General features: G+C 52.7%; 26 protein-coding genes. 18 read left to right on the forward strand and 8 right to left on the reverse strand.

Annotated elements, in window-relative coordinates:
- Positions 1–33: 33 nt before the first annotated feature.
- Both FPZ49_RS26245 and purD read left to right on the forward strand, forming a co-directional pair.
- On the forward strand, positions 34–765 hold the full coding sequence (locus FPZ49_RS26245; protein WP_144852753.1) for an IMP cyclohydrolase: 732 nt from the start codon (positions 34–36) through the stop codon (positions 763–765).
- 12 nt (positions 766–777) lie between these two features.
- Positions 778–2037, forward strand: a complete 1260-nt coding sequence (gene purD, locus FPZ49_RS26250) for a phosphoribosylamine--glycine ligase (protein WP_144852755.1) — start codon at positions 778–780, stop codon at positions 2035–2037.
- Between the two features lie 90 nt (positions 2038–2127).
- Here the strand turns inward: purD and FPZ49_RS37055 are convergent, their stop codons facing one another.
- Positions 2128–2259: a hypothetical protein gene (locus FPZ49_RS37055; RefSeq protein ID WP_261381633.1), complete on the reverse strand. Its 132-nt coding sequence runs from the start codon at positions 2257–2259 to the stop codon at positions 2128–2130.
- A gap of 175 nt (positions 2260–2434) precedes the next feature.
- Between FPZ49_RS37055 and FPZ49_RS26255 the strand changes: the two genes are divergently transcribed.
- The gene (locus FPZ49_RS26255) at positions 2435–2887 is read left to right on the forward strand and encodes a DUF2269 family protein (RefSeq protein WP_144852758.1); all 453 of its coding nucleotides are present in this window, start codon (positions 2435–2437) and stop codon (positions 2885–2887) included.
- A gap of 65 nt (positions 2888–2952) precedes the next feature.
- Here the strand turns inward: FPZ49_RS26255 and FPZ49_RS26260 are convergent, their stop codons facing one another.
- The 4 genes from FPZ49_RS26260 to FPZ49_RS26275 all read right to left on the reverse strand — a co-directional run bounded on the left by FPZ49_RS26260 (position 2953) and on the right by FPZ49_RS26275 (position 6323).
- Entirely contained in the window at positions 2953–3153 is a 201-nt protein-coding gene (locus FPZ49_RS26260) for a cold-shock protein (RefSeq protein ID WP_144852760.1), read from the reverse strand.
- Between the two features lie 224 nt (positions 3154–3377).
- Positions 3378–4235: an ABC transporter ATP-binding protein gene (locus FPZ49_RS26265; protein ID WP_315899207.1), complete on the reverse strand. Its 858-nt coding sequence runs from the start codon at positions 4233–4235 to the stop codon at positions 3378–3380.
- A gap of 34 nt (positions 4236–4269) precedes the next feature.
- Positions 4270–5316, reverse strand: coding sequence for a FecCD family ABC transporter permease (locus FPZ49_RS26270; protein WP_144852762.1), 1047 nt, complete (start codon positions 5314–5316; stop codon positions 4270–4272).
- A complete protein-coding gene (locus FPZ49_RS26275; RefSeq protein ID WP_144852764.1) occupies positions 5316–6323 on the reverse strand; it encodes a FecCD family ABC transporter permease in 1008 nt (335 codons plus the stop codon). Before FPZ49_RS26275 ends, FPZ49_RS26270 begins: the two co-directional genes overlap by 1 nt.
- A 220-nt stretch (positions 6324–6543) precedes the next feature.
- Here FPZ49_RS26275 and FPZ49_RS26280 point away from each other — a divergent pair, with 220 nt between their 5' ends.
- The 10 genes from FPZ49_RS26280 (at position 6544) to FPZ49_RS26325 (ending at position 15875) form a co-directional block, all read left to right on the forward strand.
- The gene (locus FPZ49_RS26280) at positions 6544–7536 is read left to right on the forward strand and encodes an ABC transporter substrate-binding protein (RefSeq protein WP_144852766.1); all 993 of its coding nucleotides are present in this window, start codon (positions 6544–6546) and stop codon (positions 7534–7536) included.
- 141 nt (positions 7537–7677) lie between these two features.
- A complete protein-coding gene (locus FPZ49_RS26285) occupies positions 7678–8109 on the forward strand; it encodes an RrF2 family transcriptional regulator (protein WP_144852768.1) in 432 nt (143 codons plus the stop codon).
- Positions 8110–8167: 58 nt separating this feature from the next.
- On the forward strand, positions 8168–8569 hold the full coding sequence (locus FPZ49_RS26290) for an IDEAL domain-containing protein (RefSeq protein ID WP_144852770.1): 402 nt from the start codon (positions 8168–8170) through the stop codon (positions 8567–8569).
- Between the two features lie 47 nt (positions 8570–8616).
- Entirely contained in the window at positions 8617–8931 is a 315-nt protein-coding gene (gene trxA / locus FPZ49_RS26295) for a thioredoxin (protein ID WP_144852772.1), read from the forward strand.
- Between the two features lie 163 nt (positions 8932–9094).
- Positions 9095–11254, forward strand: coding sequence for an ABC transporter transmembrane domain-containing protein (locus tag FPZ49_RS26300; RefSeq protein ID WP_144852774.1), 2160 nt, complete (start codon positions 9095–9097; stop codon positions 11252–11254).
- A complete protein-coding gene (locus FPZ49_RS26305) occupies positions 11251–11772 on the forward strand; it encodes a hypothetical protein (RefSeq protein WP_144852776.1) in 522 nt (173 codons plus the stop codon). The genes FPZ49_RS26300 and FPZ49_RS26305 overlap by 4 nt, the downstream gene beginning before the upstream one ends.
- 225 nt (positions 11773–11997) lie before the next feature.
- A complete protein-coding gene (locus FPZ49_RS26310; RefSeq protein ID WP_144852778.1) occupies positions 11998–12504 on the forward strand; it encodes a hypothetical protein in 507 nt (168 codons plus the stop codon).
- Positions 12505–12664: 160 nt separating this feature from the next.
- The gene (locus FPZ49_RS26315; protein WP_144852780.1) at positions 12665–13435 is read left to right on the forward strand and encodes a dioxygenase family protein; all 771 of its coding nucleotides are present in this window, start codon (positions 12665–12667) and stop codon (positions 13433–13435) included.
- A gap of 83 nt (positions 13436–13518) precedes the next feature.
- A complete protein-coding gene (locus FPZ49_RS26320; RefSeq protein ID WP_144852782.1) occupies positions 13519–14376 on the forward strand; it encodes a sugar phosphate isomerase/epimerase family protein in 858 nt (285 codons plus the stop codon).
- A gap of 359 nt (positions 14377–14735) precedes the next feature.
- Positions 14736–15875, forward strand: coding sequence for a DUF3048 domain-containing protein (locus FPZ49_RS26325; protein WP_261381634.1), 1140 nt, complete (start codon positions 14736–14738; stop codon positions 15873–15875).
- A gap of 246 nt (positions 15876–16121) precedes the next feature.
- Here FPZ49_RS26325 and FPZ49_RS26330 read toward each other — a convergent pair whose 3' ends face one another.
- The 3 genes from FPZ49_RS26330 to FPZ49_RS26340 form a co-directional block, all read right to left on the reverse strand.
- Positions 16122–17393, reverse strand: coding sequence for a hypothetical protein (locus tag FPZ49_RS26330; RefSeq protein ID WP_144852784.1), 1272 nt, complete (start codon positions 17391–17393; stop codon positions 16122–16124).
- Positions 17374–17958 carry an RNA polymerase sigma factor gene (locus tag FPZ49_RS26335; protein WP_261381635.1) on the reverse strand — a complete coding sequence of 195 codons (585 nt, stop codon included), beginning with the start codon at positions 17956–17958 and terminating at the stop codon, positions 17374–17376. The genes FPZ49_RS26330 and FPZ49_RS26335 overlap by 20 nt, the downstream gene beginning before the upstream one ends.
- A gap of 181 nt (positions 17959–18139) precedes the next feature.
- Positions 18140–19009, reverse strand: a complete 870-nt coding sequence (locus FPZ49_RS26340) for a polysaccharide deacetylase family protein (protein ID WP_261381636.1) — start codon at positions 19007–19009, stop codon at positions 18140–18142.
- A gap of 169 nt (positions 19010–19178) precedes the next feature.
- Between FPZ49_RS26340 and FPZ49_RS26345 the strand changes: the two genes are divergently transcribed.
- The 5 genes from FPZ49_RS26345 (at position 19179) to FPZ49_RS26365 (ending at position 26288) form a co-directional block, all read left to right on the forward strand.
- A complete protein-coding gene (locus FPZ49_RS26345; RefSeq protein ID WP_186446117.1) occupies positions 19179–20996 on the forward strand; it encodes a sensor histidine kinase in 1818 nt (605 codons plus the stop codon).
- A complete protein-coding gene (locus tag FPZ49_RS26350) occupies positions 20983–22539 on the forward strand; it encodes a response regulator transcription factor (RefSeq protein WP_144852789.1) in 1557 nt (518 codons plus the stop codon). The genes FPZ49_RS26345 and FPZ49_RS26350 overlap by 14 nt, the downstream gene beginning before the upstream one ends.
- Positions 22540–22789: 250 nt before the next feature.
- Positions 22790–23644: an ABC transporter permease gene (locus tag FPZ49_RS26355; protein WP_144852833.1), complete on the forward strand. Its 855-nt coding sequence runs from the start codon at positions 22790–22792 to the stop codon at positions 23642–23644.
- A 23-nt stretch (positions 23645–23667) separates the two neighbouring features.
- The gene (locus tag FPZ49_RS26360; protein ID WP_144852791.1) at positions 23668–24540 is read left to right on the forward strand and encodes a carbohydrate ABC transporter permease; all 873 of its coding nucleotides are present in this window, start codon (positions 23668–23670) and stop codon (positions 24538–24540) included.
- 80 nt (positions 24541–24620) lie between these two features.
- A complete protein-coding gene (locus FPZ49_RS26365; protein WP_144852793.1) occupies positions 24621–26288 on the forward strand; it encodes an extracellular solute-binding protein in 1668 nt (555 codons plus the stop codon).
- Positions 26289–26317: the final 29 nt, after the last annotated feature.

Raw genomic sequence — 26317 nt, forward strand, 5'->3', positions numbered from 1 at the left:
AGTTTGTTTTTTCAATTCGGGGAGGGTTCAGCAGTGACTACGACAAGAGCCGCGCAAGCGGAGCAATATTTGAAAAGCCTGCAAGACAACGTATATCCTGGCCGCGGGATCATTATCGGTCAAACACCGGACGGCACGCGTCTCGTACAGGTGTACTGGATTATGGGCCGCAGCGAAAACAGCCGCAATCGCGTGTTCATCGAAGAAGCGAACGGCTTCCTGCGCACCGAGGCGAAGGATCCGGCCAAGCTGACCGATCCGTCGCTGATCATCTACTATCCGGTGAAGCATGTGAACGGCGCCCATATCGTGACCAACGGGGATCAAACGGATACGATTCATGCAGCGCTTCAGCAAGGCGGCAGCTTCGAATCGGCACTGGCCACCCGCACGTATGAGCCGGACGCACCGAACTTTACCCCGCGCATCAGCGGGATCGTGGATTTGAAGGACGGCCAGTTTGCGTACAAGCTGTCCATTCTGAAATCCAGCAGCAACACGGAAGATCAAACGCTGCGCCACACGTACACGTATGAACAAGCGCTTCCGGGCTTCGGTCACTGCATCCATACCTATGCAGGCGACGGCAACCCGCTGCCTTCGTTCCAAGGCGAGCCGCAGCTGGTACCGCTGGTTGATGATGCGGAGCAGATCGCGAACACTTACTGGAATGCACTCAACGATGAGAATAAAATCGCGCTGCTCGTAAAAACCATTCGTCTGGCAGACGGAGCGGCTGAGCTGCTGGTCGTGAACAAGGAATAGGAGGAGCGGAACGTGCGAGTATTGGTAGTGGGCGGCGGAGGCCGCGAGCATGCGATTTGCTGGGCGCTGAAGAAGAGCCCGAAAATTCAAGAGCTGTACTGCGCTCCAGGGAACGGCGGGATCGCCGGGCTAGCTGAATGTGTGCCTTATCAGGTGAATCAATTTGAAGAGATCGCGCAGTTCGCAATCGACCATACGATCGATTTGGTGGTCATTGGACCGGATGATCCGTTGTCTGAAGGCATTGTTGACCATCTGGAGGCTAAGGGCATTCCCGTCTTCGGTCCTCGTCAAAATGCGGCGATTCTCGAAAGCAGTAAAGTATTCAGCAAAGAGCTGTTTAAAAAATATAACATCCCGACCGCAGCCTATGAATCATTCGACAGCTACGAAGCTGCAATAGCTTACCTTCGTCAGGAGCAAGCGCCAATCGTGATTAAAGCGGACGGTCTTGCGGCGGGTAAAGGCGTGGTAGTCGCGCAATCGCTCGAAGAAGCAGAAAAAGCGCTGCATGACATCATGGTCGTCAAAGTGTTCGGCGATTCGGGGAATCAGGTTGTGATCGAGGAGTTCCTTACCGGGCAGGAGATGTCGATCCTCTCCTTCGTCGATGGGGAAACGGTGAAGCCTATGGTGCCTGCACAGGACCACAAGGCTGTGTTCGACAACGATAAGGGGCCGAATACCGGCGGCATGGGCACGTATACGCCGCTGCCGCATATTCCGCAGTCCGTCATCGAGGAGTCCATCGAGACGATCATCAAGCCAACCGCCAAAGCAATGGTAGCGGAAGGACGTCCGTTCCGCGGCGTTTTGTTCGCCGGCCTGATGATCACGCCGAACGGTCCGAAGACGATCGAGTTCAATGCGCGCTTTGGCGATCCTGAGACGCAAGTTGTGCTGCCGCGGCTGAAGACCGATCTGCTCGACATTTTCCTGGCTGCCGTGAACGGCCGTCTGGACCAGATGGAGATCGAGTGGAGCGAAGAGGCCGCTGTATGCGTCATTCTCGCCTCCGAAGGCTACCCGGGCTCGTACCCGAAAGGGCTGCCGATTGAGGGGCTGGATACGGTGCAGGAGTCGATCGTCTTCCACGCCGGTACAGCATTAAAGGATGGAGCGATTGTCACGAACGGAGGCCGTGTGCTTGGCGTCACCGCGCTGGGCAAGGACATCGCCGACGCTCGCGCGAAGGCGTACGCCGATGCGGATCGCATTCGCTTCCAAGGCAAGCACTACCGCACGGATATCGCGAAAAGAGCGCTGGTGTAGCATTAAGCGCCCCTATATGACAAAGCAGACCGTAACCAAGGTTAGGGTCTGCTTTTTTATTTATTTAGCGGCTTACTGAATTAAGTCTCGCTATTTTCGTCCGCTGCTTTTCACCATAATCCGGTCCCACGCTTTATACACGATCAACAACGCCAGCACCGCACCCAGGATTAACACCCCGGAATGCCAATGTTGCTTAATGTAATACGTGATGCTATGCACGCTTGATGCCCCCTTTCTCCAAACGCTCCTAATGTCCCCTGAAATGGGGGGCGTTAAGCAGGGAAGTTCGCCCAGAAAGGTTTCGATTCGTTAAATATTGCTTAATTTTACCAATTTCGGGTCGGCATATGATAAAATAAGGTCGAAAAATTGGGCTAAGGGGGTTTGTCTAGCAATGACGTTTTACGGCATTATTTTGGTGGTTCATATTCTATCCGCTGTGTGCAGCTTAGGTGCGGTGTTTGCCAACCCGTCCATCATGAAAAAAGGAACGACCGTACTCAAAGCGAAGCAGGCCTTAGAGACAGCTAAAGACGTGGAAAAATACGCGAAGATCGGAAGCATCACACTGCTGATTTCAGGCCTGGTGTTGGGCATTCTGAATCCGAGCTTATTCTCCCAGATCTGGTACATCATCGCGTTAGCGCTATATCTCGCAGTTCAGCCGATCGTCGCTTACATGATTCCGAAGCGAGCCCAAGCCTTATATGCCATGCTGGAGCAGCAGGATAGCGACACCTTGCCGGACGGGTATTTGCCGGTCGCCATACAGATCAGCAAGCTAGATAACATCGCTAGAGCCTCGGTCTTTATCCTTATTATCTTGATGACATTGAAGCCTTTCTAACCACTAGAAGCCCACAAAAAAACAGCCCTCAACCAAATGGTCGGGGGCTGTTTCATGTGCTGAGATTACAGTTTTACAACGTTCTCAGCTTGTGGTCCGCGGTTGCCTTGAACCACGTTGAACTCTACGCGTTGGCCTTCGTCCAAAGTCTTGAAGCCGTCGCCTTGGATTGCGCTGAAGTGAACGAATACATCGTTGCCGCCTTCAACTTCGATAAAGCCATAGCCTTTCTCTGCGTTAAACCATTTCACTGTACCTTGTTGCATTGTGAATTACCTCCAAAAGTTTATTAACATGTTCCTTTTTATTCCTTGAAGCAAATAAAAAAATCACACATTGGAAAAGGTTCCATTCGCACAAATGATAACCCTTTACAATATGTGAGTCCAGGTTTCATATCATGGTTAAACATATCTTAACATATCCAGTTTTCGTAGGCAAGTCACAAGGGGGGTGGTAACAATACCCTCCCCCTATGCGTCTGCGATGGTTAGACTTTGGCTGCTTTCAGCAGTTCGGGAGCTGCTTGAAGCTCCGGCCGTTTGCCCTTTCCGAACGGAACGACCATCGGCGTGCCGAAGAGCGGATCTTCGATGACGCGGCAATCCAGATCAAAAACATCACGGATCAGCTGCTCGTTTACGACCTCTTGTGGGAAGCCCTCCGCCCACACCTTGCGCTCCTTCACGGCTACGATGTTATGCGCATAGCGGCACGCCAGGTTGATGTCATGCAGGACCATGACGATCGTCCGCTGCTCCTGCACATTTAGCTCATGAAGCAGATCCAGCACCTCGATCTGATGGGCGAGGTCAAGGTAGGTTGTCGGCTCATCCAGCAGGATGGTCGGAGTTTCTTGAGCCAGCGTCATGGCAATCCAAGCGCGTTGTCGCTGTCCGCCTGACAAGGAGTCAACCGTACGATCGGCCAGCGAGGCCATGTGGGTCAGCTCCAGGGCGCGGCGCACCATGCGCTCGTCGTCCTTGGACCACTGCTGCAGCCAGTTCTGGTACGGGTAGCGGCCTTGCTTCACGAGCTGAAGCACGGTCAGCCCTTCTGGCGCTGTGGGGCCTTGCGGCAGGATGGCGAGACGCTTCGCCACGTCTTTGGTGGACAGCCCGGCGATATCGCTGCCGTCAAGCACGACCTGGCCGCCATGCGGCTTCAGAAGGCGGGCCAGCGAACGCAGCAGCGTCGACTTGCCGCAGCCGTTGCCGCCGATGAAGACCGTGATTTTTCCCTGCGGGATGCAGAGGTTTAGGCTATCGAATATGGTTGTATCTCCGTAACGGAGGCAAAGGTTATTGGAGCGAATGGCATTCTGGCAATCATCGCAGTTCTTCATCATCGGGTGAATCCTCCCATGCAAGTTATATCGTAGGTTATCGATTGCGGCTGCGGTACAGCAAGTAAACGAAGAACGGTGCGCCGATGCAAGCGGTGAACACACCGGCTGGAATGTCCAGCGGCGGGAACAGTGCCCGGCCGGCCAGATCGGCCAGCAGCAGGACGATCGCGCCGATCAGCGCGGACACCGGCAGCAGGCTTCCGAAAGCGGGGCCAACGAGCCTGCGCGCCATATGCGGAGCCATCAAGCCGATAAAGCCGATCGCACCGCCGATCGCGACCGCAGCTCCCGCAAGCGCCACGCTCAGCAGCAGCAGAACGAAGCGCTGCAGCTGTACGGCGCCGCCGACGCCTATGGCGACTTCGTCGCCCAGCTCTTGAATGTTCAAGTGCCGCGCCATAATAAACACAAGCGGCAGCAAGATGATTACCCACGGCAGCAGAGGAGCAATCGATTTCGCCCAAGATACACCATAGATGCTGCCGGTCATAAAGGTCATCGATTGGTTCGCCAAAACAATCGGTCCGGAAATCATCATCATATAGGAAACCGAGCTCAGCGCGGCTGCGAAACCAATTCCGATCAGCACCAGCCGCAGAGGGGTAATCCCGCCGTCCTTCCAAGCCAGGATGTAGACCAAGAAAGAGGCGATGAAGGCGCCGAGAATAGCACAGACGGGCAGCCACTGAATGCTGGCCTTGGCCGAAAAAAAGAAGAAAAACGATACCGCCCCGAGCGTTGCGCCTCCGGTTGTGCTGATCGTGTCAGGCGAAGCGAGCGGATTGCGCACGATCCCCTGAAGTATAGCACCGGATACGGCGAGGGAAGCACCGATCAGCACGGCCGCGACCTCGCGCGGCAGGCGGAGGTTGCGCACGATCATCTCACTGGTAGCCGAACCGTGGCCCAGAATCGAAAGCACAACCTCGAGGGGCGAAATGAACACACTGCCGATCCCTGTACTGATAATAAAAATAAGAACCATAGCAAGCAGTAGAAGGAAGGAGACAGTCATTGATTTTTTACTGATCAAAAACGAGTAGCCCTTGCCTTGAATCGGTACATAGCGATCTTGTTTCATTAGAGCTGGCCTCCTTTCCGTGCGATATACACGAAGAAAGGAACCCCGATCAGCGCGGTGGTCACCCCAACAGGGACTTCTTTAGGCATCGCAATGAATCGGGCGCCGACATCTGCACTTACGAGCAGTAAAGCGCCGCCGATGGCGCAATAAGGGACGATCCAGCGGTAGTCGTTGCCGACAAGAAAACGCACGATATGCGGCACGATGATCCCGACGAACACGACCGGACCGGCCACAGCGACGGAGCCGCCGGCTAACGCCACGATGACAACCGCGGCCGCTGCTTTGATCAGTATCGTGCGCTGTCCCAGACCCTTGGCCACATCGTCGCCCATAGCCAGAATGTTGATATGCGGCGACAGCATCACCGCGAGGATGAGTGCAATCACCATATAAGGAAGAACGGAGAGCAGCATTTCCATCGTACGACCGGCTACGGAACCGACCAGCCAAAACAGCACTTGCTCGAAGGCTTTGCCGTTAGAAAGCAGGATCCCCTGCGTCAGCGAGGCGAAAAAGGCGGTCATTGCCGATCCTGCCAAGGTAATTTTGATAGGAGTTAACCCGTCACGCCCGAGAGAGCCGAGAAAGTAAACGCCTCCTGCACTGACAGCCGCCCCGAGAAAGGCAACCCAAGTGAAGGCCTTCAGTTCGCTCAGATTGAAAAAGGAAACGGCCACTACAATCGCAAACGCCGCACCGGCATTCACACCAAAAATACTTGGGGAAGCGAGCGGATTGCGTGTAATCGCCTGCATTAATGCGCCTGCAACCGCCAGGCTTCCGCCGACAACGGCAGCAATCAGAGCTCTTGGGACGCGAGAAGTAGTAATAATGAGATGCTCATTCGAGCCGTTAAATTGAGTGTAGGCGGATTGGATCATTTGCAAGGAGTAGTTCTTCACGCCGAACATGACGCTGCAAACCATTGCCGCCAGCAGCAGGACAAATCCGATGATCAGTACAGCTGATTTGGTGGTGGGTGCTTGTAACGCGCTCTTCATATGTAGGTAAACCTGCTTCCGGTGAGTGATAGGAAAGAATGACTACATTTTATTTTAGGGGAACACCTCTGATGTGTCAATGATTTTGAGAATCATTATCAAATTAGTGTTGACAAGGTATAACTTAAGCCGTTACTATATACGAGATAATGATAATCATTATCATTACTTAAAAAGAAGATCTTTATTTTCATTCATACATAGGGGGAATAAACACATTATGTCTTTCTTCAAAAGCTTCAAGTTCAAAGGCACCGCGCTTCTTTCGGCGGTATTGTTCTTATCGGTAGGACTCGCGGCATGCGGCCCAGCGGAGCCTAAGCAAGAGGTGGGCGGCAGCACGGCACCAGCGGCAGCTCAAGCAGGAGCACTGCATAAAGTAAAGCACGCGATGGGTGAAACGGAAGTGCCAGCGAATCCGAAGCGTGTTGTCATCCTTACTAATGAAGGTACAGAAGCATTGCTGTCGCTTGGCGTAAAGCCGGTCGGGGCCGTGAAATCTTTTACAGGGAATCCTTGGTATGACCACATTAAAGCGGATATGCAGGGCGTTACCGTGCTTGGGGAGGAAGGCCAGCCGAACCTGGAGCTGATCGCTTCGCTGAAGCCGGATCTGATCATTGGAAACAAGCTGCGCCAAGAGAAAGTATACGAGCAGCTGAAGGCCATCGCGCCAACCGTATTCTCGGAAACGCTCCGCGGCGAATGGAAAGATAATTACCGCTTGTACGCCGAGGCGCTCGGCAAGAAGGAAGAAGGCGACAAGGTCATCGCCGCTTTTGATAAGCGGATCGAAGACTTCAAGACGAAGGCTGGCGACAAGCTGAAGCAGACCGTATCCGTTGTACGTTTTATGCCAGGCAGAACTCGAATTTATAAGCAGGATACGTTCACAGGCGTTATTTTCAAACAAATCGGAATTGCTAGACCGGCTTCGCCAAGCAAAGAGACCTTCGCGGACGAAATTACTAAAGAGCGTTTGCCGGAGGCAGAAGCGGATAGAATGTTCTACTTCACTTATGAAACCGGCGATGGCAAAGGCAATCAGCAGGAAAAAGAGTGGATGAACGATCCAATGTGGAAAAACTTGAACGTAGTTAAAAGCAACAAGGCGACTCAGGTGAACGATGCGATCTGGAACACCGCTGGCGGCGTAAAAGCGGCTAACCTGATGCTGGACGATTTGTATAAGTTCTACGATATTAAGCAATAACAAGCGGTAACGCACAGGCCGGGCTCCGAGAGGGGAGTGCGGCCTTTTATTTAAAGGGAATACGTAGGCGGAGCTGCTGTTGACAAAAGTAACTGTTACGAATATAATTACAGTATGAGATCGGAAGGAGGCGGACACTGGATGAATAGCGAATTTACAATTGCGGTTCACAGTCTGGTGCTGCTGGCTTACCGTCCGGATCATATGGCCACAAGCGATATGATCGCTCATAATGTTTGCACGCATCCGGCTCGTGTCCGCAAAGTAATGGCGTGCTTGCGCAAGCTTGGATACGTGAAGGCCAAGGAAGGCAGCGGCGGAGGCTTTATTCTTAGCTGCGACCCTTCGCAGGTAACGCTGGCCGAGATTTATCGCGCGACCTCGATCGGCTCGATTAAACCGGGCTGGTGCTCGGGGGATGCGGAGCAGGAGTGCATGATCGCTTGCAACATGGCCGATGTGATGGGTCAAATTTTTACCGAGGCGGAAATGCATTTGTTAGGTTTTTTGCAGCAGCTTACGATACAACAGGTATTGGGCAGAATTCGTGATGTACAGCAAGATAGGACGTAATTTTTTTAAGCTAACTGTCACTTTTTTAGTATCAGTTTTATTGGGGAGGGTGAAAAAAATGGCTACAGTACATGGCAAGAAGCTGTTAGTGGTAGGAGATTGGGTATCGGGGACTTCCTTTTTGGATGAACGCTTGATTGGATATGTCGAATCGATCGATTCGCACGGCGTAGTGGACGTATGGGTCACTCAAAGCGACCACGACGACGCTGTCGGTCAGCTGGTACAATCGAAGCTTGCCAAGCTGGAGAAGCTGCCTGATTATGAGCCTTCCGAGCCCGAGGATCTTCGCAGTCTGATCGAGCTGGCTCTCGCCACCCGGGACCAAGCTTGGTTTGAGGAGCTCAGCACGAAGCTGGCAGGTGCCGAGGGTGAAGGCGGAGCATTATCCTCCGATGGGAAGCCGGCTCGACCGCAGTCTTTCACTCGCTTCAGAGGCAAACGCGTTAGCATCGATTAATTTTCATGTAGCATGCAACTACTTTATCATATAAGGAGACGATAACAATGGCGATTATCAATGTGCAGGATGCGAAGTTTCAAGATGCGATTCAAGAGGGCGTTGTGCTGGTGGATTTCTGGGCACCTTGGTGCGGCCCTTGTAAAATGATCGCGCCGGTGCTGGAGGAGCTCAGCCAGAAGCTCGGCGAATCGGTAACGATCGCGAAGCTGAATGTCGACGATAACCCCGAAACGGCCAGCAACTACGGGGTGATGAGCATCCCTACGCTGAAGCTGTTTAAAGACGGCGTGGAAGTAGGTACAGCGGTTGGATTCCGTCCGCTTGCGGATCTGGAAGCTTGGATTGCGCCGCAATTGTAATTTGGTGATAGAGGGCAGCCTTCGGGCTGCCTTTTTTTCTTTATGTATGCTGTAACAATCGCAGTTAAAATTTTTATTGATCTTAGGAAGTTTTATCAGTACATTTTGATATAGAAGTGAGCGGAAGGTTAGTCAGTTATGCTCTGAAGGGGGATGGATCCAGATGTTTTGGAAATATATAATCACAACCATTCGATCGTCTCCTTTACTCTTATTGGTCATGGTGTTAGGTGCCGTCATCGACATCGCGTTTCGATACTTATCTTCCCTAAGTTATAAATATTTAATCGATAAAGCGATCGTTCCGCGAGATGGCCAAGCTCTGGCTGTTATTGTTGGTGCATTACTAGTGCTTGGATTGATCAATGTTGCTGCAGGTATTTCCGGTGATTATGCCAAAGCTAGAGTAGGGGCAAAGTTTCTGTTCGATTCACGGATCAAGCTGTTCCGTCATATGCAGCTGCAATCTCATCGCTTTTATGAACGGTTTCGCATTGCCGATCTTCTGGCCAGGTATTCCGATGACATCCCGGCCATTCAATCTGCGGTGCTCCAGACGTTTACTGGCGGTTTGCTTTCCGTGTCCAGCGTGATCGTGGGGCTGTCCATTCTTTTCACCATGGAGTGGCGGCTTACCTTGATTGTTCTTTTCGGTTCCATGTTATTATTCGTGCCTCACCGATTGTTGAAGTCACGCTCGTTGGCGCTGGGCAAGGCTTATTTTAAACATCTCGAGAAATTCAACGGATCTATCGACGAAAATATGAAGGCATACCGGGTCATTCGAGCGTTTGATCTGCGCCAAAGTATGCTGGAGAAGGTGGAAGGGAATCTCCGGTCGATGCTCTCGGTAGGTGTGCAAAGAAGCTTTGTCACTTCGAACCTGAACCGTGTACCGATGGTGGCTCTTTCCATTTTGACGGCTGTTATTTTAGCATATGGCAGTTATTTAACGTTTGATGGGGTACTATCGATTGGCGAATTTATGGCCTTCAATTCGGTGTTTTTTACCGTTGGCCAGTCCATGTTCGGCTTAGCCTCCGTACTGCCGTATTTTTTGTCGGCGCGCACAAGTCTGGAACGTTTACAGCAGGTGATGGAGTGGGAGCCCGATGTTAGCGAGCATGGTGGCTCTGAGCTGCCTGCCGTTCATTCGGGTATCACGTTGAAAGATATCTCCTTTGCTTATGTTCCAGGTGAGCCCGTGCTGCAGCAGCTGAATCTTGATATACCGACGCTCGGATATACGTCCATTGTCGGCTCTAGCGGCTCAGGGAAAAGCACGGTGCTCCAGCTCTTGCTGCGATTTTCAGATCCGCAGAGCGGTTCGGTGCTGTACGACGGCTATGATCTTAGAGAGGTTCAGTATTCAAGCCTGCTCCAGCAGGTAGGGGTCGTCTTTCAGGATTCGATTCTTTTCCATGCTACCATTAAGGAAAATTTGGTTGTCGGCAAGCCGGATGCAACGGCAGAGGAGATCGAAGGGGCCGCGCGGGCGGCTGGAATCCATGATACGATTGTCGGATTTCGTGATGGCTATGAGACGATGATACATAACCAAGGAGATAATTTATCCGGAGGACAACGGCAGCGGATTGCTCTGGCGAGGGCACTGCTGCGCAATCCGAAAATTTTATTTCTGGACGAAGCCACTTCTGCGCTTGATCCGGAAACCGAGCGGTCGGTGAATGAGACGATCTTGTCGCTGAGCCGCAGCAGGGCCATTATTTCGGTGACGCACCGGTTGGCTTACGCGGCGATGTCCGATCGTATTATCGTTCTTGATAACGGCCGGGTAGCTGAAGTGGGATCGCATGAACAGCTCATCGAACGCGGCGGTTTGTATGGCCAAATGTGGGAGAAGCAGCAGGGATTTGTGCTTTCCAAAGGAGGCAGCAATGCACAGGTGCAGGCAGATCGGCTGGGAAAGCTGCCCTTTTTTCAGGGAATGGAACAAGACGCGCTGGAGCAGATGGCCTGGCTCTTCGTCACAGAGCAGCGTGATGCAGGGGCAACGGTGGTTACACAAGGCGATACCGGAGATAAATTTTACTTGATTGCGAGAGGTAAAGTGGAGGTATGCGTCGATACGGCAGAGGGAAAGCGTCACAAAGTGGCGGTCCTCGAAGATGGTGACCATTTTGGCGAAATCGCGCTCATGCAGCATATTCCAAGAACGGCCCATGTCATTACGGTAACCCCTTGCTTGTTGTTGTCTTTGTCGTATGATCATTTCCATCCGCTGCTGGAACGCTTTCCGACGATTCGTGAAAAGCTTGAAGGCGCATTGAAAACACGTCTGCAGGGGAGAGATGCTAGTTGAAGCAATGGACGATCGCGGATACGGAGCAAAAGAGGGAGGCGGCGGTTCGTTTTTTATGCCGGCATGCGGAGGATCTGGGTGTTCCTTATAAGTGGAGTACGATCCTGACATCTATCTATACCGCCATCAACGATAACGGTCTCCTGTTCGCCTTGGATCGCTTGGGGTGTGTTAGAGGTATTCTTGCGTATACGATTAGCAAAAGAAGTGGAACCGAGGATCAAACCCGAATCGAAGTGCATCTTCTCTTCCTTGAAGCCGGCTTCCGCGCCTGGAATTCGTTAACGGAAGCCATGAGCGCCTTGGCAGCGGAGCTTGCAGAACGTTTCCGAGCGAACAGCGAAATCGGGTTTTATTGTACCCCAACAGAAAAGCATCACAGCCTGTTCAGTAAATTCGCAAGCGTGAACAATACGAGGCTGCACCCATGCGGCATGTTGAGCTATTACGTTACGTCACTTGAACAGTTAAAGTACTACGTTGCTCGGTATACCTCACGTTCATTAAAAAAACAATAAAAACCGGCATGGTTGCCGGTCCATATTGTGCCTTGGTTGTTACTCCTTGTCCTCGTCATCCACTTGCGCATCTTCACGGGTAATCTCAGTTGCCATTGGCGGGTTGCAGGCCGGTGCTCCCATTTCACTCACCCCCTCTATCAAATTATGGTAAATATACAATATCAATCTAGCGAGTTCAAGAATGAATTCCGATTCATATCAAATATAGTTGAGGTGGATGATGTGATCCGATTTATTGTCTGCGCCAACACTCGGCATTGGAGCAGATTTACTGATTTTTATGTTGAACATAGAGCGTCCGTCGTCCCGAATTATCCTGTAAGTCTAGCACTCTTTGACGTCAAAAATTACATGAAGCAAGGAAGAGCCGCTATCATTGTAAATGAACAAGACGAGGTTGTAGGGATTGGAAGCTTTGTGCTCGGACTTGCGGAAGAAGGTTATCAGCATAAAGAAATTGCTGTGCTGGGTAATAGCTATTTTAAGGAGGAGTATCGGAATACCCGTATGTTCATACGTGGTTTGCAAGTTCTGGCAGAACAAATTCAGAACGCCAATCCGCAGGTACAGGAGGTAAGGATACCTACCTCAGCTGTGAATGCTTACACGAACCGTTTATATCAAAAAATGGCACGGAAGCTGTATTCCATGGATTCAAACTTTGGAACCATAAATATTTATACGACTCCGATTCATACCTATATAGGCTTTTGCAACCGATTTCGATAGGCTAGACGCTATGGTCTGATCATTGGTGGTTGTGGACGTACTCGATCGCTGTTTTTGTTTTTCGATTGCAGGCATTTCCTAGCCGTTGTTGAAGGTATAATACATGTATGACGAATGATTCTGCAGGTTAAACTTTGATGTGGTTAAGGAGGAGGGGCAGATGTTTCCTTCGATCTTTTTAGCGCACGGGGAGCCTAGCCTGGTGATGGAACCGAATCGGTATACGGGATTTTTGCGGAACTTGGGGGCCGCGATGCCGAAGCCCAGGGGGATTGTCCTGTTGAGCGCGCATTGGATCAGCAGCGAACAGCAAATTGCAGGGGTCGCGCATCCCGAGACGCTGCATGATTTTTTTGGCTTCCCGGAGGAGCTCTATCAGACCCGCTATCCTGTGCAGGGGGATATTGTACTCAGCTTGGAGATTGAAAGGCTGCTCTGTTCAGAAGGGATCGGCTGTGCGATTGATGACCGGCGAGGCCTAGATCATGGCGCATGGACGGTTCTTTCTCAGATGTATCCCGCGGCGGACGTTCCGGTGGTGGAGCTTTCCATTAATCCGAAGCTGGTGCCGGAGGAGCAGTATCGCATCGGGAAATCGCTCGCACCGCTGCGGGAGGGAAATATTCTGATCATGGGCAGCGGCGGTACGGTCAATAATGCGCAGCGGCTGAATTGGGATCATCAGAAGGTGGAAGACTGGGCCATGGAGTTTGATGGGTGGATTGGCGAGCAGCTTTTGGTATGGAATCTGGAGGCGTTGTTCGATTACCGGCGCAGGGCGCCTTACGCACTGGAGGCGGCACCAACAGAGGATCATCTGGCACCGCTATTCATCGCGATGGGGGCGGCCGCCAAAGGCAAAAAGTCGAAGCTGCTTCATCAAGAATATCAATATGGATCGCTTAGCCTGGGCTGCTGGATGTTCGGCTAGTGATTTATTGTTCACGTGAACAATCCCTGTTATAATTGAGTTTAGTACAGGATTTTACTATTACATCATCGGAGGTTAAGTACATGAAATTATCCGTGTTCACAGTAGTTACACCGGATCTGACACCGGCTGAGCTGGCCGCAACGGCGAAGGAAGCCGGTCTGGACGGTATCGAATGGCGCTTTAAAGAAATTCCGCAGGATGCAAAAGACGAACAGCCCTCCTTCTGGCGCCGGAACCTGTGCTCGATCGATCCTAACGCTACGGATGCAGAGCTTGAGGTGTTCACACGCGCGGCGAGCGAGAACGGCTTGGAAACCCTTAGCTTAACACCGTACCTGAATGCGTGCGATTTGACCGAAACCGAGCATGCCATTAAGGTTGCAAGCAAGATCGGCGCGAAGATGATCCGTGCCGGCGTACCGGGCTATGATCGTACGCAAAATTACAACGACCTGTTCAAGCGGGCAGTTACTTATCTTGAAGGCGTTGAAGCATTGGCCAAGCAGTACGGCGTGAAGTGCATCATCGAAACGCATCACCAAACGATCTCTCCAAGTGCAGGCCTGGCTCATCGTCTGGTAAGCCGCTTTGACCCGAATCATATCGGCGTTTTGTTCGATCCAGGCAACATGATTCATGAAGGTTATGAGAATTTCCGGATGGGACTGGAGCTGCTCGGTCCGTACTTGACGCATGTTCATATCAAGAATACCGGCTGGAAGAAAACCGAGACCCGCGCGGACGGCTCGCAAGCTTGGACCTCCTATTGGGAGCCAAACATGGAAGGCATTGTGGACTGGAAGCAAGTGCTCGGCGACTTGAAGTCGGTTGGCTATGACGGCTATCTCGGCGTTGAGGATTTCAGCTGCAAATACGGCTCCAAGGAGCTGCTGCACAAGTATGTTCAGCAAGTTCGCGGGATGCTCGCGGAGCTGTAAAATCGAATAAGCACTAATTGGATGAGGCTGCTGGGGCGTTGATAACCGGCGGCCTCTTTATGTTTATAGTCATTTGAAAACGCTTTACACACCCAGCTTGTTCCACTACCAAGCAGGCGTCTTATGATCGGTATTTGAAACGGTGAACAATGGGTTCACGAACGACGTATTCCGTGTTGTGCGGGGTGCGTCGTTTTTGTTCTGTTCTAAACGATTTTCAACGGACTTCACTAAATCGGGAAAAAAGGCTTCTAAACAAGCGACTGCTAGAATATAGATTAGTAGACGCAGAACGCTGCAGCGAGCAATGAATGAACAGCGCATTTCCGTTGCAGCAGAAATTGAGGTGAACCTTTTCGATGCAGATGAAGCGAACTCACGATAAGCATGGACTCCACCGGCTGTGGCGAAACGGCCGGCTTGCGCTGCTGGCCGGCTGCTTGGCCTGCACAGCCGCAGGCTGTGAGCTGCTGCCGAAGCGGGGCAGCGATGCGGCAGCGCCGCCGACAACGGGCGCGACGGCGCCCGTGCAGGCCGTCAGCGGCAAGCAGGAGCCTCCGCCCGCCGCGCCGGCCGTTTATCGCGCTCCGCTGACCGGGCTGGAGCTGAAGCAAAAGGCGGTGGGCCGCCCCGTCATGGTGATGGTCAACAATCATCCGTCGGCCCGGCCGCAGAGCGGCTTGACGCAGGCGGATGTGCTGTACGAATGCTTGGCTGAAGGAGAGATTACGCGGATTGTGGCCGTGTTCCAAAGCCGCAGCTTCGCGGACCCGATTGGGCCTGTGCGCAGCATTCGTCCCTATTTTATCGAGATGGGCAAGGGGCTTGATGCCGTTCAAGTACATGCCGGAGGCAGCCCGGATGCTTATGCTCAGCTGGAGCGGGAGAAGATTGACGAGCTCGATGAGATTACGAATGCGGGCCCGTACTTCTGGAGGGAGACGTTCCGCAAAGCGCCCCATAATCTGTACACCAATCTGGAAAAAATCCACGCCGGCATGGCTAAGCGAGGGTTGAACGGCAGCGGCTCGGATGCTCCGGTGTTTCGTTTTGCCCCAACCGATGCGGAGGCGGTGGAGACGATGGGGGCTCAGGCGCAGGGAGCGAAGAAGGTGGATGTCACCTTTTTGCTTAGCAGCTATGTGGTTTCGTATGCCTATGATGAGGCGAGCCATTTGTACAAGCGGTCGATTAATGGAGTGAAGCATATCGATTTGAACAATAATGAGCAGCTGACGGCCGCCAATGTGATTGTGATGGGGACGGACCATAAGGTGCTCGATAACGAGGGGCGGCTCGATGTGCGGCTCACCGGCACGGGGCAGGCGAAGCTGTTCCAGCAGGGGAAGGTCAAGGACGTGCAGTGGAAGCGGGAAAAAGAAAGCGATCCGGTCCGCTACTACGATCAAGGCCGTGAAATATCCTTGGTGCCGGGGCAAACGCACGTGTTGATCGTGCCGATGAAGCCGTCGTTTGAGGGGCATTTGAAGGTGGAGTGAGTGGGATGCAGTAGAGTCGAACAATGTTGAAATAGAAACCACCGTACATAAGGTTGGCGACCTAACGGTGGTTTTTCGCATTAACTCTTAAGTTACTGCACGAAATGGGTGAGTCCACTAGCGTATTGTCACTATAGGGTTTATCGGTTGCCCCCGATAAACCTATTTTTAACTTATAAGCAAACAGGCATGACAAGAAGAAATCACTATAAATCAGACTTCATCAGACTGGATCAGTTTAGTCCGTCACTTTTCCTCCAACAAGCCCTTAACCCGTCGCTTCCACTCGTCGACGTAGTTATCCAAGGCCCACTGGGCCATCACAACCGTCTCGCTCCGGTTTAATGCAATCGTGACCAGCGGAGCCGAGGAAGCGAGCTGGCCGCCGTGAAACGGATAAACGGCGATGTCCCGCTCGGATACGATGGCGACCATATCCTCCGTCGGCGAGGAGAAAGCGTCAAGTGCGCTCGGCAGCACCCGCTTTATGTCCGCCCAGCTGGCGGCGAGACGGTCATGGGCTACGACCGAAGCGGGCAGCGTCAAGGACAGGTCCTTCAGCTCGTAGCGGGAGCCGTCGGTATAATCCGCCGCCTGTGCGGCCCAGTGCCCCTGCTTCCGCACGATCGCCCAGCTCTCACCCGCTTGATCGCGGGTCGCCGATGGGGGCTCCCCGGGCAGGCGCACTTGCAGCGGCTTCATCGCCGGAGAGGCGACGGCATCGCCGAACAGGCTGCGCAGCGAAACATGCGGCTCCCGCAGCGGCGGGTCAGAAAGCTGCTCCCGGCTGGTGAGCTGCTCCACCTCTTTAACCCAAACATACTCGTGCGGGGACCCCTCGTTCGTCTTCTGCGCCACCGTGAGGTAGCGGTTCCCGGCAAACAGCAGCTTCTCCGACGCCTTCACAGGCTTGGCCTGCGGAACAGCCGGAGAGCTAAGGCCAGGCGCTGCTGGTGCGGAGGCGCTGGGCGCCTTTGCCATGGAGGCCGCCAGCGTGCGCGTCTCCTCGCCAGCGGATTCGTGGCTCTCCGTCACGATGCTCCAGAAGTTCATCTTGTACGGCATCAAAATGCCGGCCCCCTCGGCGGTCTTGCCCAGCCCGCCATCCTGTGGGGCGATGAGCAGCGTCCTGTAGGTGCTGTACTCTGCGCCTGGCTGCGGCCCCGGCTGATCCGTGCGAAGGCCGAGCAGGAGCGCGGCGCGAAAGGAAGGCTGCTGCTGCACGGTGCCGTGCAGGAGGGGATGGCCTTCAGGCGCCTCGGTGCTTGAAGCGGCCGTATCGAAAGCCAGAGGTCCGTCCATCAGACTCTGCCAATGGCTGAACACAATCACGGCGCTCGCCATCACCAAAGCGGCGCTCACACTGGCGAGCCAAGCGACACGAGGCTTCCGCGGCTTCTGGCTTTCTTCGTCGATGCGCTGCTCGATACGCCGCTTCAGGTGCTCGGAGAAGCCGTCCTGGGGGCCGAACGGGCCGCCTTCCAGCTCTTTTTGCAGCTCATTGTCCTTCGGATCCAAGGGTCTTCTTCTCCTTCAGCTTCGAAATTTTGTTCCTCGCATGAAACAGCCTCGATTTGACCGTGCCTTCGCTCACGCCAAGCACCTCCGCCATCTCCTTCATGGACAGCTGATAGTGCGCGAACAGGACCAGCACCTCCCGGTATTTCACGGGCAGCTGGAGCACCAGACGCCACGTGTCACTTAGTGCCATCTTCCCCAGAGCCTCCTCCTCAGCCGAAGCTGAAGCCGCAGCGCTCGCCCCTGCACTCTCGAAAGGCGAGAAGCCGATAGGCACCACCTTGCGCAAAAACGCCGATCGGCGGTAGTCCAGCGACATGTTGCGGGTGATGGCGAGCAGCCAGGTTTTCACAGAGGACTCACAGCGAAAGCTGTACAGATTGCGGAACACCTTAAGGAATACTTCTTGCGTAATATCGTCAGCCTGATCGCGCTTATGCGTGATACTGTAGGCATAATTCCATACATCCTTACCATAGGCCGTCATAAGCTCCGCGACGATCGCTTTGCTGTCGGAGCTGCTGGACAAGTACTTCAGATACTCAAAATTTGCTTCTGATTCCACCGCGGACACCTCTACTTTGTTGGACGATCAATCGAAGAACTAGGTTCACTTTATGTATAAAACAAAAACCGGAATTCCTGTGTGCGTAGGAGTTCCGGCGGAAGGGTCTTCTATAGTGTACCGCGAGATGGGGGTTGAATAAAGTGATAATTGACCTATGAGTGCCTGATGCCTTCCTCACTTACTTGCGGTTCAGATCCGAAACGGTAACCAGCGCGTAGCCATTCTCGCGTAAATAATCGATGACGAGCGGCAGTGCTTCTACGGTGTTCGATAAATTGCCGTCCCTGCCTCCGAAGCTGTGCATCAGGATGATGCTGCCTGGCTTGACGGTTTTCTTGACGATCTCTAAGATATCCTCGGGCGACGTGCCCGCCCAATCCCGGGTATCTACATTCCAGTCGATCAAATGACGATCCGCGGATTTGATCGTATGCTTGAGCGCTTCGTTCGTAGCGCCATAGGGGGCGCGGAACAGTGTCGGTGCGATGCCGGTCAGCTTGGCGATCGCATCGTCCGTCGATTCGATCTCCTGCTTCATATGCTGCGGCGTCACCTTCGTCAAATCGGCGTGATCCCACGAGTGGTTGCCGATGGCGTGTCCTTCTTTGGCTATACGTTTCAGCACCTGCGGATGACTGTTCACTTGCTTCCCGACGACGAAGAAGGTCGCCTTCACGTCCCAATCGCGCAGCAGATCTAAAATTTGCGGCGTATATTTGCTATCCGGGCCGTCATCGAACGTGAGCGCGGCTTGTTTGGTCGGCGGCGGATAGGTTTTCGGAACCGGCGGACCCAGAAGCGGCTCCGTTCGCGGCTTCTTCTCCTCGGCTCGGGCATCGGAGAGCGCAACGGGTGTAGCTGATGCATTGCCTGAGATCTGCTTGGCCTGAACCGGAGGAACGGCGATCTCCTGCGCGTTCACGGTAGGATGCTCCTTAAAGGCGGGCAGCAGGAGGGAAAGGATGTAAGCATTCACCAAAATCAGCACAATCAGCACGGCGGCGCCGATGGACTTTTTGGCAAGGGAGGCTTCTCGAATAATTTTCACGGTCATGCGCCTTCTTCTGTATAAGAATCGATGCTAAGAACCCCATTTTATCACAAATGCTGACGAAAAAGACCATCCCCCGGATCAAAAAAATAAGGAAAAAAAGTGACTTTTGTCGCAGGAGCAGGAATGGAGTAGAATAGATTCGAAGATGAAGGGGGGGATCCGCATGCGAAGTCTCATACGATCGGTATTCGGTGTCAATCAAAGCTTTCGGGTGAGGCTGATTCTCAGCTTGTCCTGCATCATTTTGCTGGCTTCGGGGGCCACCGGATACTTTACGTATCATTACAATACGAAGCTGTTTGAGGAGGAAATCAGCAAGCAGTTTTCCGGAACCAACGACGAGGCCTTGGCCAAAATGGAGCTGAAGGTGCAGGAGCTGGTGCGGGTGACGCAGGCGATTGTGTTTAACCCGCTGATTGAAAAGATGATCCGGCAAATCAACGCCAATGAAAGCGCGGAGGAAACGGACACCTATCAGCTGTACTACGATAAGAAGCAGATTGAAGATCAAATGTTTCAAATTAAAAGCGACGCGCCGTATATTACGGGCTTGTACTTATACGACTTAAACGGCAATCCATCGTACTTCAGCTACACGACCTCTACGATTAAAAAATTGGACACCGCCACCATTCAAGCCATCCGCTCCAAAATCAGCGACTCCTATGGGGACCTGGTCTGGATGAACATGCCGCTGCCCAGTGCCATCGAGCCGAGCGGCTACCGCAAGACGATCATCATCGCCCGCTGGATGAAAAACAGCTCACTCGCCACGTACGGTATGCTGGTAATGGCGGTGGATGAATCGTTCTTTTCGAGCTCGCTCAAGGAATTGATCAAGGATGGGAAAGGCGAGGTATACCTGTTTAACCCAATGAAGGAATTACTTTATAGCAACAGAGAGCCGAGTTCGCCGGAAGAGCTGGACACCCTGCTGAACCTGAATCAAACCGAAGTGATGAACAAGCATTTGTACGTGCAGAGCGAGTCTAAATCAAGCGCATTCAAGCTGGTCAGCGGAACCTCACTGGAAGAGATGCAGCAAAAAAACCAGGACTTAACCCGGCTGATCTTATACTCCGGCCTCATCAGCGCGCTTGTCACCAGCTTGCTCATTGTTTTGTCGGTCGGCAATCTGCTGCGGCCGCTGAAGGATTTGCTGCTGGGCTTGCGCAAGGTGCGGGCGGGGGATTTCGAGACGCGTATCGATATTCGCACGAAGGACGAGCTGGCCTATATCGGCGAAAGCTTCAATGCGATGGCCGAGCACGTCGAGAGGCTGATCAAGGAAGTGTACCTGACGCAGCTCAGCGAACGGGAGGCGGAGCTGAAAGCGCTGCAGGCGCAGTTGAATCCGCACTTTTTGCATAATATGCTCAATGAGATTTATTGGAAGCTGATTTTGCGGGACGAGAAGGAGACGGCGGGGCTGATTGCCGCGATGTCGGAGATGCTGAAGTATTCCTTGATGCCGGTACAGACGCTAACGACGGTAGGGGAAGAAATCGGACAAATTCGCAACTATGTGAAAATGCAAAGCGAGCTGTTCGAGGCCGACCTGGAAACGGTCATCGAGGTGGAGGATGGCGTCATGGATTGCGAAATCATGCGGTTTATTCTTCAGCCGCTTGTCGAAAATGTGTTTATCCATGCGTTTCGTAACAAGCTATCGAAGAAGGAACTGAGCATTACGGCGCGGAATCGCCAAGGCGTGCTCGAAATCGAAGTGACGGATAACGGCAGCGGAATGGACGAGGGGACGATCGCGAGGCTGCTGGAGCAGGACGGCGGCAGCGCACCGCATCGGGCGGATGGACGGGAAAGCCTCGGCGTCCGCAGTGTCGTCCGACGGGTGGCCCTGGTGTACGGCCCGCCTTACCGGCTGGAGATCGAGAGCAAGCCAGACCAGGGAACGACTATGCGGCTGATGCTGCCATGTGTGAAGGTGGAAAGGGGGGAGCAGGAGCATGCGTTACGGTAAAGTGCTTATTGTGGAGGATCAGCCGAATTTTCGCAAAGGACTGGTCAAAATGATTGAGGACGGCGCCTTCGGCTGGAGCGTCGTCGGCGAGGCGAGCAACGGGCAGGATGCGCTGGAGCTGCTCGAGCAGGTGAAGCCGGATCTGGTACTGACCGATATCCGCATGCCGATCATGGACGGGCTCGAATTCGTCGGGCATTTGCGGCGTACCCACCCGGACTTGCTGGTCATCATCCTAACCGGCTATAAAAATTTCGAGTATGCGCAAGCTGCCGTGCGGCACGGTGCCCTGGATCTGTTGATCAAGCCCTGCACGGAGCAGGATGTCAGGCAGGTGCTTCAGAAGGCCTCCGATCGCTTCTATGAGCGATACGCCCAGCAGCAGAAGCTGCTTGTTCAACAGCAGCAGCAGCAGGATCAAGAGCTTCGAGCAGCGCTGCTTGATTTGCCTTCGGAGCGGGGGGCAGCAGGGCGGCTGAACGCCTTCCTCGCTGACAAAGAGCTGTGGCTGCTGCAGCTGGATTTTGCGGGCCTCGGCAGCAAGATCGAGCGGAAGGGCGACCTCGGCCTGCTCCAGTTCGCCTTGTCCAACATCACCATGGAGCTGCTCAAAGGCGCGGAAACGGAAGGCGGACTGCTGCTCGTCGAAAACGACCGGTTCGTGCTGGTGACCGGGCAAGGTAAGCTGGAGGAGCACGTGCGGGAAGCGATCCGGGAAGCATGCAAGCACTACTTGGGCATTGGCGTCACGATGTACTCGATGGGGCTGGCCCCGGCTTCGGAGCAGCTTTCGCAGCTGTACCGCAGCATTAAGCGAACCTCAGCCGCTGCTGCTGCGAATGTGGAGCCGGTGCGCGAGGGAGGCGGCGTGGCCGAAGCACAGCTGCATCTCAATCAGGCGCGGGTCAAAGAGCTGGAAATGCAGCTGATGTCCGCCATTTTGCGAGGACAGGTGGACAGCCTGCAGGAGCTGCTGGAGCGGATGCTGGTGGAGCTGTCGAACAAGACGCTGGAGGAGATGAAGCTCGGTGCCTTGACGCTGTCGATCGCTCTGCATGAGACGGTTCAAAAGCAGTTCGAGCCGGGCGAGCTGGGGGCGGTAGCGGGGATTCCTTGCGACATGCCGCAGACGGACATGAATTCCAGTGAGGTCATGACTTGGGCCGCGGAGCAGGTAAAGCTCTTCATGCTGCTGCTCAGCAGCTGGCAGGCGTCGAAGAGCGAGAACCTGATTGAGCGAGCGATCAAATATATCGCGGAACATTATAGCGAGGAGCTTCGCTTATCAGACGTCGCGGCGCAGATCCATTTGAATCCGAGCTACTTCAGCGTGCTGTTTAAGAAGGCTACGGGGGAAAGCTTTACCCGCTATGTAACCCGGTTCCGTATGGAGAAGGCGGCGCTCTTGCTGCGCCATTCCGATATGAAAATCTTTGAAATCGCGAATGCGGTCGGCTTCGACGAGCCGAATTATTTCACCAATGTGTTCAAGCAGCAGTACCAAATGTCGCCCAAGGAGTACCGGAACATGACTGGCGTATGAGCAAAGGTTTAGCGAAGATTGTCGAATCAAGTCATAGAACCCAAAGAATTTATAGAAACATCTATAAATTTTTAAGGGTTCTTTTTTATGCTCGCATTATAATTCAGCTATAAACCTAAGATAAAGGAGTGAAGCAGTGTTGAGCAGCCACATCCATGAATCCACAGCAACCAAGCCAAGGCGCGAATCCAATAAAGCAGCTGCCTTGCAGCGAAACCGAAGGCTGAAGCAGAACATTCCTCTGTTTATTATGTTAATCCCCGTACTGGCTTACTATATTCTTTTTAAATATTGGCCGATGGGCGGGCTGATTATCGCCTTCAAAAACTACAATTTCAACGACGGCATTCTGCATAGCCCCTGGGTAGGGCTGAAGTATTTCAAGCTGTTGTTCTCCGGGTCCAATACGCTCCAAATCATTTGGAACACATTTTGGCTTAGCTTATTGAATCTGATCGTAGGCTTCCCGGTGCCCATTATCCTTGCTATTTTGCTCAATGAAGTGAGGAAGACCGCCTTTAAGAAATGGGTGCAGACGATCATCTATCTGCCGCACTTCTTCTCCTGGGTTATCGTATCCGGTATCGTCCTGTCTCTGTTTGCAACCGATTACGGCTCTGTGAACAAAGTACTCAAGCTATTCTCGATGGAACCGGTGAACTTTTTGTACGAAGCGAAGTCCTGGACAGCCATTTTTGTTGGTTCTGGAATTTGGAAGGAAATGGGCTTCAGTACCATCATTTACTTGGCTGCCTTGACCACCATTGATCCATCGCTTTACGAATCCGCTTGCATGGACGGAGCGACCAAATGGCGCCAAATTTGGCACATTACACTTCCTGGCATCCGCCACACCGTCATTCTGCTTTTGATTCTGGCGATGGGCCGTGTGATGGAGGTCGGCTTCGATCAAGTGTTCAACTTGCAAAATGCCGCCGTTTCGGATGTGTCCGAGGTTATTAGCACCTACATTTACAAAATTGGCTTACAGCAAGCGCAATTCAGCTTAACGACCGCGATGGGGCTATTCGAATCGGTTATCAGCTTCAGCCTGGTGCTGATCGCCAACCGGATCGCACGTAAATTCGACCAAGCGTTGTTCTAAAAGAAAGTGGAAAGGAGAACTGCATGAAAACAACCAAGGGTGAACGCATCTTTTATTCGATCAACTATGCCGTACTGGCCATCATTGCCTTGACCTGCTTGCTGCCCTTTATTCATATCATTTCGCTCTCGCTCAGCGATCGCGGGTCCGTGGAATCCGGGCATGTGTTCTTCTGGCCGGTCGGACTGCAGTTTACGGCCTATAAAATCTTTTTCATTTCCAGTCCAGCCTTTCTAGCTTTCAAAAATAGCGTATTCATGACTGTAGTTGGTGTCGCGCTAAGTATGCTGGGAACCGTGTTGGCCGCGTATCCTCTGTCTCGAGGGTACCTCTTCGCTCGGCGCCAATTCGTGCTCGCAATGGTGTTTACGATGTTGTTCTCGGGTGGCGTCATTCCGACGTACCTCGTAGTCAAGAACCTTCATTTGATCGATTCTTACTGGGCCATCTGGCTCACGGGCTTCATCAGCACGTACAACATGTTGCTCATGAAAAGCTATTTTGAGAACATTCCGAAGGAAGTGGAAGAAGCCGCACGGATTGACGGCTGCAATGACTGGTCGCTGCTGCTGCGCATCATTCTTCCGCTATCGCTCCCCATGCTGGCTACGCTGGCGCTGTTCTATGGGATTAACTACTGGAACGCGTTTATGAGTGTGCTAATGTACATCAACAAGAGCACAATGCAGAACTTGACGGTAATCGTTCAAGCGATGCTGCAAAAAAACGATCTGCTGAATTCGCCTTCCCTGAACTCGGATGAGCAGCAGATGGTGGCCACCGAGATGGTCAAATCCGTCGGCGTTGTCATTATGGTCGTACCGATGCTCGTAGTTTATCCGTTCCTGCAAAAATATTTTGTCAAAGGCGTTATGCTTGGATCCGTTAAGGGTTAACCGCGTTAACTGCTGCAGCTCATGGGACTTCGCGGCAGTTAACCATGTAAATAAAAATCATAAGTAGGGGGAAGCATTTCATGAATAACTCGAAAAAGATTTTGGGGACAAGCTTAGTAGCAGCGGTGGCATTGGGTGCTCTGCTGGCGGGCTGTTCAGAGAAAAAAGAAGCTGCGGCGCCTGGAAATGCACAAGGCAATGCACCTGCTAAAAAGGGCAATGTAACCGTTTCGATGTATGACCGCGGATCTGTTCCTGCAGCGGAGGGCTCTTACGAGGATAACCGTTGGACCAAATGGATTAACCAAAACGGCCCGGCCAATGCCACATTCGTTCCGGTTCTACGCAGCGACTCGACTAAGAAATTCAACGTTCTGTTCGCTTCCGGCTCCGCTCCGGATATTATCAACGAATACAATACACCGTTCCGCGGCGGGCTGTATGACCAGAAGCAGCTGCTTCCGCTGGATGACATTTTGAAATTTATGCCGGAATATCAGAAGCTGTTGACGCAATATCCGCAATTGAAAAAAGCGGGTACGAAGGCGGACGGCAAGCTGTATGAAATCGGTAAAGTAAAAGAAGCTACTCCTGCCCACATGCTGCTGATTCGTACGGACTGGCTCAAGAAGCTGAATCTTCAAATGCCGACAACAACGGACGAGCTGCTGGCTGTAGCTAAAGCGTTTACGGAGCAAGATCCGGACGGCAATGGCAAGAAAGATACGTACGGCATGAACATGAGTACGTACTCCGAGCAAGCGATCAATGAAATTTTCGGTGAGGGCTCTTCCAGCACACTGCTGGCATGGGGCATTAAAGATGGCAAAGTCATCCGTCAGTGGGATAACGAGCTGGCTTCCCTGACTTTCAAGAAAAAGCTGTATGACGATGGCATTATCGATAAAGATTATATCAACGATAAAGACGGCGCTAAGGCTAAACAAGACTTCCTGAACGGCAAAATCGGGATTTACGTTAAGTTCACCGGCGGCTGGTACGATTTTGTAATGAACGATATGCCAACGCTGAAGAAAAACGTTCCAGGTGCGGACATTGCACCACTCGCTTATCCGAAATCGCCGATGGGTACGTTCACCGGTGCGATTGACAACCCGGTTCAAATGACGACGGTCATTAACGCGAAGGCGAAGGATCCGGAAGCCGTCGGCCGCTACCTTGATTTCATGATGAAGCCGGAAACGGCTACAAAGATTATTAACGGCGACGAAGGTACGCATTGGAAGAAGAGCCCGAACGGCTGTCCGACACCGATCGATGCGACGAAGAGCAAGAATGAAGTCAGCTACGCGCTCGACTATGAAATGTTCTTCTCCTCCGGTATCGACAAGTGTAACTATGTCTTGAACCAGTTCAATCCTGAGGTGCCTGAGCAAAAAGCAGGTATGGACATGTACAGACAGGTTCAAAAGCTGTATTTTGACCCGTCCCGTGAATACCCTGGTATCACTGTAGGCGACCATATGCCGGTATATGATGCTGATCTGAACGTTATTAACACGCAAATTCTGAAAGAAAAGAACGACCTTTTCGTGAAAGCGATCATCAGCGGCAGCAAGTACACGCCGGAGCAAGCGATCAAGGATTCGCAAGCGGCTTGGGATAAAGCAGGCGGTAAGAAGCTGGAAGATTTCATGAACAAATGGTATCAAGACAACAAAGATAAAGCGTTCCTGGCTAAAGATGTTATGGCCGTTGTCAAACAACAAATGGAACTTGTGAAGTAAGCGAATTGAATTGAAGGCGCCGGGCATCT

Origin of the sequence: Paenibacillus cremeus (assembly GCF_007786445.1) — a bacterium.
Taxonomy (GTDB): Bacteria; Bacillota; Bacilli; order Paenibacillales; family NBRC-103111; genus Paenibacillus_G; species Paenibacillus_G cremeus.